Source organism: Myxococcus sp. CA039A, from assembly GCF_013336645.1.
GTDB lineage: Bacteria > Myxococcota > Myxococcia > Myxococcales > Myxococcaceae > Myxococcus > Myxococcus llanfairpwllgwyngyllgogerychwyrndrobwllllantysiliogogogochensis.
Map to the genome: position 1 here is coordinate 21756 of NZ_JABUMQ010000116.1, position 7987 is coordinate 29742.

At 68.5% G+C, this 7987-nt stretch carries 8 protein-coding genes; all 8 read right to left on the reverse strand.

Translation table 11 applies throughout. The annotated features are described in order from the left end of the window. Positions 1-6: 6 nt before the first annotated feature. Positions 7-1518 (reverse strand): PCP family exopolysaccharide biosynthesis protein EpsV, encoded by a 1512-nt coding sequence (gene epsV, locus HR086_RS20420; protein WP_217439474.1) that lies wholly within the window; start codon positions 1516-1518, stop codon positions 7-9. A 2-nt stretch (positions 1519-1520) separates the two neighbouring features. After that, the gene (gene epsW, locus HR086_RS20425) at positions 1521-1925 is read right to left on the reverse strand and encodes an exopolysaccharide biosynthesis response regulator EpsW (protein WP_141647184.1); all 405 of its coding nucleotides are present in this window, start codon (positions 1923-1925) and stop codon (positions 1521-1523) included. A 29-nt stretch (positions 1926-1954) separates the two neighbouring features. Beyond that, positions 1955-2131 carry a hypothetical protein gene (locus HR086_RS20430; RefSeq protein WP_174456159.1) on the reverse strand — a complete coding sequence of 59 codons (177 nt, stop codon included), beginning with the start codon at positions 2129-2131 and terminating at the stop codon, positions 1955-1957. Positions 2132-2142: 11 nt separating this feature from the next. Further along, positions 2143-3393: an exopolysaccharide export protein EpsX gene (gene epsX / locus HR086_RS20435; protein WP_174460410.1), complete on the reverse strand. Its 1251-nt coding sequence runs from the start codon at positions 3391-3393 to the stop codon at positions 2143-2145. 3 nt (positions 3394-3396) lie between these two features. Continuing rightward, positions 3397-4035 carry an exopolysaccharide export protein EpsY gene (gene epsY / locus HR086_RS20440; RefSeq protein WP_174456161.1) on the reverse strand — a complete coding sequence of 213 codons (639 nt, stop codon included), beginning with the start codon at positions 4033-4035 and terminating at the stop codon, positions 3397-3399. Positions 4036-4053: 18 nt separating this feature from the next. Further along, the gene (wzx, locus tag HR086_RS20445; protein WP_371817289.1) at positions 4054-5604 is read right to left on the reverse strand and encodes an exopolysaccharide biosynthesis flippase; all 1551 of its coding nucleotides are present in this window, start codon (positions 5602-5604) and stop codon (positions 4054-4056) included. Between the two features lie 107 nt (positions 5605-5711). After that, the gene (epsZ, locus tag HR086_RS20450; RefSeq protein ID WP_174466443.1) at positions 5712-7202 is read right to left on the reverse strand and encodes an exopolysaccharide biosynthesis polyisoprenyl-phosphate hexose-1-phosphate transferase EpsZ; all 1491 of its coding nucleotides are present in this window, start codon (positions 7200-7202) and stop codon (positions 5712-5714) included. Positions 7203-7517: 315 nt separating this feature from the next. Continuing rightward, positions 7518-7987 (reverse strand): formate dehydrogenase accessory sulfurtransferase FdhD (locus HR086_RS20455; RefSeq protein WP_174466444.1); only part of this gene is annotated, 470 nt, incomplete at its 5' end.

Here is a 7987-nt window from a genome sequence, read left to right on the forward strand (position 1 = left end):
CGCGCGTCAGCGCCGCTCCAGCTCCGCCAGCACCGGGAGCTTCAGGATTCGCTCCACCTGCCACTTCTCCAGGATGCGCCGACGGATGATGTCCAGCGCCACCGCCGCGAAGATGCCCATGGCGATGCCACCCACCACGCCCGCGGCGAGGATGAGCTGCACCTTCGGCTTGGACGGCTTCTCCGGAAACTGCGGCGGCGCCAGCACGCTGAAGCGGTGCTTCATCGACGCGCGCGAAATCTCCAGCTCCGTCTTCGCCTGGTCCAGTCGCCGCATCTTCTCCTGATGCCGCATCACCAGCATGCGCACCCGGTCCGCCGCCACCGACACCTCCGGGTTGTCCGCCGTCGTCGGCCCGCCGAACGCCGCCGCGCCCAACAGCGGCCCCGTCGTCCCCTGCTCCAGCTCGCCCGGGTCTCCGCCGTTGCGCATGTACTCGTTGATGAGCTCGTTGAGCTCCGAGCGCAGCGCCACCAACTGCGGCGAGTCCTCCGTCAGCGCGATGATGCGCTGCTCCAGGTCCGTGATGAGCGGGTGCTGCGGCGAGTAGATGACGCGCTGCTCGGCCAACTGGTTGCGCAGCTCCGTCAGCCGCCGTGCGCGGAACTCCTCCACGTCGGAGATGGCCCGGCGCTTGGTCTGCACCATGAACCGCATCTGCGCGAGCAGGTGGTTGGTGTTGATGCCCAGCCCCGCCTGCGCCTGCGCGTTCCGGCCTCCGCGCGTCGCGGCCTTGGCCTCGTCGCGCTTGCGCTTCGTCTCCACGCGCTTCACGGTGGCGTCCAGCGCGGCGATGGCCTGTTTGATTCCCTCGCCCTCGTCAATCACCTGCTTGTCGAGGATGGTGATGGCCTCCGACACCGCACCCATCTCCGCCGCCTGCCGCATCTCCAGGAAGTTCTTCTGCGCCGCTTCCACGATGTTGAGCGCCAGCTGCGGGTCGCTCCAGTCCACGCCGATGGTGACGGTGCCCGTGCCACCCTCCACCATGACGAGCATGGCCTGCTCCAGCATGGCGGTGAGCGCATCGCGCTTGTCGTCGTCCGACATGGGCGGCGGCGGCTTGCGCAGCAGCGTCTCCTTCAGCTTGCTCATGGGCGAGCGCTGCAGCTCCCAGTACTCCACCAGCTTCGCGTCCCGGACGATGGCCTTGATGTTGTCCGTCTTCATCACCATCTCCCACGCCGCGCGCGTGGGCTGGTCCGCGTCCACCGGAATGGAGCGGCCCGGGTTCGCCAGCGAGGCGATGATGAAGTTGCGTTGCGTCAGCATCCGCGTTTCGACGTGGTACTTGCGCGGCATGATTTTGCTGACGCCCGCCGCCAGCCCCGACACCGCGACCATCACCAGCAGCGCCAGGAACCAGTGCCGCAGCACCGCGTTCTTCACATAGAAGACCGCGTCAATCGCGAAGCCCCAGTCGATGAGGTCCGACGGCGCATTCGTCTCCGCCCGCTCCGGCGTGTACGCCGGTCGGGGAGGGACGGCCTGTGGACCCCGCGGCCCGGGGGCCGGCATCGTCACGACGTCCTCCTCGCCGCGGCGCTCTTCAGGAGCTGGCCCACCCGACGGGAGAACTCATCCTGCGTGAAGGGCTTGCCCAGGTAGCCGTTGGCTCCCGCCTCCTCGGCGTGGGCCTTGTCCTCCGGCAAGTCGCGCGCGCTCACCACCAGCACCGGCACGTCCGCCATGCCCACGGTGCGGCGGATGTGCTCGCACAAGTCGTAGCCGGAGATATCCGGCAGCGTCAGGTCCAGACACACGAGGTCCGGACGCGCCGCTCCCGCCAGGTGCTTGAGCGCGGCCTGGCCATTGGGCAGCTCCACCACGTCCTTGAATCCCATGGCACGCAGGTAGTCGCCCAGCATCTTCCGAAAGAAGGGCGCGTCCTCCACCAGGAGAACCGTGTGCATTTGGGGCTCCATCCGTCGTCAGCCTTTCTTCTCAGTCGCGCTCAGTGGAAGCCGAGCCGTGGCACCCAGACGATGACGCCGTAGGTGTATGCCGCGTTGAAGAGGATCACCCACAGGATGGCCTTCTTCAGTCCCCTCATCGGATTCTCATCCCTCGCCGCCATCGCGGGGAGGGTGATGGTGAGGATGAGGACGGACATCAGGATGAGCTTCGCCATGGGCCTTGAACTCAGAGGATACCAGTTTGACGAAGCGACAGGCCCAACGCCGCCGCCCACTGGAAGCGGGCCGCCGGCAACTCGGGCGAGCGGCTCCACGTCCCGCGTGTGTCGGCATCCACCGACATCCAACTGTTGAGAATCCAGGATGCCGTCACCCCGCCGGACACCAGCCGGTCGCCTGTCGCGCCGCCCACCGCGAAGGCGGTGCCGCCCGTGGTGGCCACGCGCACGCGAGGCCCCAGCGCCCACGTCCCCGTCACGGTGAGGTCCGCTCGAGGGTAGACGCGCGCCGTCAGCCGGTCCGTGAAGGGAGACACTCGCAGCCCCAACCTTCCGTCGAAGTCCGCGGTGCGAGAGGGAATCCGGTGGCCCACCGCGAGGGTGAGGTTGGGCAACAGCTCCGTGCGGGGCCCTGCGTCCGCGCCTTCCTCGCCGGGGTCCGGGTCGACTCCCGTCGCGGTGAGGGAGCGGACGATGCTGGCCCCGGCGCCGGCCTCGACTGAAGTCCTTCGCGTCATCCGCCGCGTCCAGCTCTCCGTCAGCGTCACGACGGTGTTGTTGGCGCCGGTGGAGAAGCGCGCGTGCGTGACGGCGGCGGATGTCGTCAGCGCGCTGAGCGAGGACAGCGCGTGGCTCAGCGACGTGTCCAGGCGCGGGCCGTACTGGAGGGGGACGGCTTCCCGGGCCGGGCCGTCCAGGCCGCCGCTGACGGAGAAGCCGGTGGTGGCGGACAACTGCCAGCGCCGTCCCAGCCAGCTCGTCTCGCCGGTGAGCGAGGTGGCGGACGACACGAAGTGGACGGTGTCCGTCTCCGGGAGCGGCTGGAGCGGACCGCCGCCCACGGGCGGGCGCAGCGGGCCGTCCGGGTCTATCGGGTCCGGGTCGAAGTCCGGCAGCGCGTCCGTGGTGAGCAGGTTGACGCTGCCCACCACCAGCTCCTCGCTCAGCCGGAAGGAAAGGCCGCGCTCGGGACGCCAGAGGGCGGCGAAGCGGCCCACGTGCTGCACTTCGGTGCGCGCCTGGGCGGTGACTTCGCGCAGGCTGATGCGCGGGGCGTAGTCCAGTTGGAGGGTGGTGTTCCCCTCGCGCCGCTCCAGGCCCAATATCGGCGTGAAGTCGGTGTCACCGGCGACGGAGGGCGCGTCCTCGGCGGGGTCCTCGTTGGAGCGCACGCGCGAGTCCACCCGCACCGACGCGGTGTAGGTGATGGCGGTGGAGGAGACCTCCAGCCACATCGCGGTGAGCGCCGCCCCCAGCACTGCTCACTCCACCACCACCACGTCACCAGGGCGCAGGCGGAAAGTCGGCGCGCGCCCCTCGGCGTGGATGAGGTCCTGGTAGCGGAAGCGGATGCGCAGCGGGCCCTGTCCGTCCTCGTGACGCATGACGAAGATGCGGTCCTGGTGCGCGTACTCGGTGAAGCCGCCCGCGCCGGCCAGGGCCTGCAGGAGGCTTGCGCCCACGTCGATTTCCAGCGGGCCAATGCGGTTGACCTCGCCCACCATGGTCACCTTGATGGGGCGCGCCATCTCCAGCGCCACGGTGACGACGGGGTGGTTGATGTAGTCCTTCAGCCGCGTCTGGATTTGCTGCGACAGCATGGCGGGGCTGTGGCCCGCGGCCTCCACGTCGTCCAGGAACAGCAGGCTGATGCGCCCGTCGTCGCGCACGCGCGCCTGCGTGGTGAGCGACTCCTGGTTCCACACGCGGATGTTGAGCAAGTCGCCCGCGGCGATGCGGTAGCTGGCGTCGGGCGGAGGCGGCTTCTCCTGGTACTCGTCCACCCAGGTGTACTTGCCCAGCCCGCTGCACGCGGAGGCCACGACGAGCAGCACGGCGCACGCGAGGACGCGCGGCGGGAGGTGGAGCGCGGGGCGATGGGTGCGGGGCGAGGACGACATGGGCTCTGACGGTTTCCTCTAGGGAGTGGGGGCGACGGCGATGACGGCCGGCTCCGGTTCAGGGGTGCCACGGCGGCGCGCGAGCTTCACCACGGCCAGGACTTCACCCGGCTTCACCGCGCCGAGCGCCAGGACTCCGAAGACATACAGCGTGGCCTCCACGCCCAGCCGGGGCCAGTCCTCCAGGGAGAGGAGCACCGTCCTGTCCAGCGCGACGATGGCCACGCAGACCACCGCCGTCTTGGCCACCCTGACGAGCAGCCGGCGGTCCACCGCGGAGCGGCCCATGCGGCCCAGCATGATGATGGTGATGACCACCTCCATCAGCAGGAGGGAAATCGCGGTGCCCGCCGCGCCGCCGCCGTCGCCGTAGGCCGCGTGCATGCGCGGCACCAGCATCAGGTTGAGCAGCGGGTTGAGCAGCAGGCTGCCGAAGATGCTGGTGCCCGTCACCCACCACTCGCGGTTCGTCATGGTGAGCCAGGCGCCGCACGTCATCGTCACGAAGGCGAGGACGAACAGGGGCGACTGGAGCCGCAACAGATTGACGGCCAGCGAGTAGTCCTTGCCGAGCAGCCCAATCCACAGGGGCGCGCCCATGACGATGAGCATCATCATGGGGACGGTGACGGCGAGCGTGCCCTCCAGCGCGCGGCGGGCGATGGCGCTGACTTCTTCTTCCGAGCGCGCGGCGGCGCGGGACATCAGCGGCAGGAGCACCCAGCCCATGACGGGGTTGAGGGCGAAGGTGACGTTGGAGATGCTCCACGCGGCGCTGTACCAGCCGACCTCCTCGTGGTTGCCGAGCATCCCCAGAATCATGATGTCCAGCCGCCCGTTGGTCGCGAGCGCCGCGGCGGTGAGGAAGTAGGGCAGGCCCGCCTTGAACACCCGCCATGTCGCGGGGAAGTCCACGCGGAACACCAGCCCCATGTGCTGGCGCGCCAGGTGCCAGCCCACCGCCAGCTTGATGGCCTCCGACGCGACGACGGGCACCGCGAGCCACGGCAGGGGCAGGCCCATGACGCCGACCGCGAACAGGCCGCCGCCCCACACCAGCTTGGTGACGACGTTGGAGATGGAGAGTCCGGCGACCTTGCCCTTGGCATGCAGCAGCGCCGCCATGGACGCGTTGCACATGACGAGCAACTGCGCGGCGCCGAAGACGTAGACGAGCGCGCGCATCTCCGGCGGGTCGTCCCGGTAGTTCATGACGAGCGCGAGCGCGCCCATCAACACGCCCGTGAGCACCAGCCGCACCAGCATGGAGGCGCCGAAGAAGTCGCTGGCGTGTTCGGGCCGGCGCGACACCTCCTTGCGGATGTACATCTCCAGGCCGAGATTGGTCGCGATGAAGAAGATGGCGGAGAAGCTGTCCGCCCAGTTGAAGCGCCCGAAGGCCTCCGGGGACAGGTAGTGCGTCAGCAGGGGACGGATGCCGAAGGCGATGGCATACGTCACCAGCAGCGAGCCGCCGAGCTGCAGGCCGTTGCGCACCGCGCCCATCGCCTCATGGGAGCGTTCACGCTCCTGGGCGTCATGCTGAGAGGATTCGCTGTGGGTCGTCACGGTGGGAGCGGGCGCTCCGGCAATTGGCCGGCCAGCCCGTGTGCATAGAAGACGAGCGGGAGCGGCGCGTCAATGCCGCCCCCGAGGAAGTCAGGCCGCCTGGAAGCCTAGCTGGCCCCGCGCCCCGTAATCACGACGGGCACCGTCTGGAGCAGCAGGCGCAGGTCGCTCGTGAGGGTCCAGTGGTCGATGTACTGCATGTCCAGGTACATCCACTCCTCGAACGAAATCTGGTTGCGGCCGGAGACCTGCCAGATGCAGGTGAGGCCCGGGCGCACCGACAACCGGCGGCGCTGCCACGTCTCGTATTTGGCCACCTCGTTGGGCACGGGCGGACGCGGGCCGACGATGCTCATCTCGCCGCGCAGCACGTTGATGAACTGGGGCAGCTCGTCGATGGAGAACTTGCGGATGAAGCGACCGATGCCGGTGATGCGCGGGTCGTTCTTCATCTTGAAGACAGGGCCGGTCTGCTCGTTCTGCGCGGCCAGCTTCTCCTTCAGCTCCTCCGCGTTCACCACCATGGAGCGGAACTTGAGCATGTAGAACGGCTTGCCGTTCTGCCCGACGCGGTACTGCTTGAAGAAGATGGGGCCCTTCGACGTGAGCTTCACCACGAGCGCCACGAAGCCCAGCAGCGGCAGCAGCATCCACAGCGCGACGGCGGACACGCAGATGTCGAACAGGCGCTTCATCGCCATCTGGTGCGGCTTGGGGCTCACCGCCGCGAAGTGCAGGAAGCCATCCGCCACCGCGCGGCTGTCCACCGGACGCGCGCGGTCCAGGCGGAAGCTGTGCGCGGGCAGCGCGAAGGGGACGCCGAATCGCTCGGCCAGCTTGATGGACGCCTGCATCGCCTCTCCCTGCTTGAGCGTGTTGCCGGCGATGTAGACTTCGTCCACGGCGGTGTTGCGCAGGATGTGCTCCAGGTCATCCACCGTGCCCAGCACCTTGGCGGGCAATTCACCGATGGAGCCCGTGTCGTCGTGGAAGCGCACGTAGCCAATGAGCTGACGACGGCCGCGGCGCGTCAGGTCCTCGCCGGAGTAGCGGCCCATGGCGCCCGTGCCGACGATGACCACCGTGTCCGTGGGGCGCTCCTGGGAGGCCACCGAACGGAAGACGAACAGCCGCAGGAGCAACGCCACGGGCCAGAAGAGGATGAGCAGCGGGGCAAGGCCGGGGACCTTCATCGTCTCCGGCAGCGCCAGGTGCACCACGGCCAGCACCGTGACAACGGCCAGCGTCGTCACCGACACGAGGGCCACGTGGTCCAGCTTGCTGCGCTCCGCGAAGCGCGAGTCGTACAGACACAGCGCGGTGCCGGTGATGATCCACACGATGAGGGACGCGACGACCAGCGCGGGCAACAGCCAGCCGGGCTGGGCCCACAGCAGCCCGTCCAGCCACGCCGAGGCCGTCAGCACCGCCGACATCAAGACCAGGTCTACGGTGAGGTTCAGCTTCGCCGCGAAGCCGGGCGCCAGCTTGGGCCCGGGAACCAGCTCTTCCGCCGCGCCCCCCACATTGCCCTGAGCGGATGCCGACCCAGGAGCACCGACCGCCGCACCAGTACTTGCGCTGCTCATCGTGTCCACCCCCCTCTACCCGCCCACTGAGTGTTCAGTTCCGGTAGAGGATGCCGTTGAGGCTGAAAATCTTCAAGTCGGAAAGAACTGCTTTTTGCCATGCTTGTGCGGCGCGTTGCAACCCCCCGCACTGTGAGTAAGACGTGACATGGTGTGAAATCTTTGGATCATCCGACTCTCGTCGCATCTCAGGGGGTCCCAGCGAACACCGGGAGTCGCCCCTTCGCTTCCCCGCGCGAAGGTGACGTCCCCCAACACATTGCATCTACGGTGCCGGTCTGACGCGAACGGTACGGAGCGCGTGGGTGGGATGGATGCATGGGGTCAGGGTCCAGGAGTTTCGCGAGGTTGCGCGGATTCCAGCCGTTCCGGGTGGGTGTGGACGTTGAAGCGCCCGTTCCGGACGAACGTCGCCAGCGTCACGTGGGAACGCAGCGCCAGGTCGATGGCCAACGTGCTGGCCGCGGAAACACCCGCAATGACTGGGATTCTGGCCATGACTGCTTTTTGGACGATTTCAAAGCTGACGCGTCCGCTGACGGCGAGCAGCACGGGCTGACGCGTCAGGGCGACGGGCGGCGTGGAGACTGCGCGCGGGGCCCTGGCCAGGACGAGGGCGCCCACGACCTTGTCGACGGCGTTGTGGCGGCCCACATCCTCGAAGGACGCCAGCAATTGGCCGTCGGCATCGAGCGCGGCGGCGGCGTGGACTCCCCCGGTCCGCGCGAAGTTGCGCTGCACGTCGCGCAGGCGCTCAGTGGCGCGGGCCACGACTTCTGGGGAAAGCCGGGGGC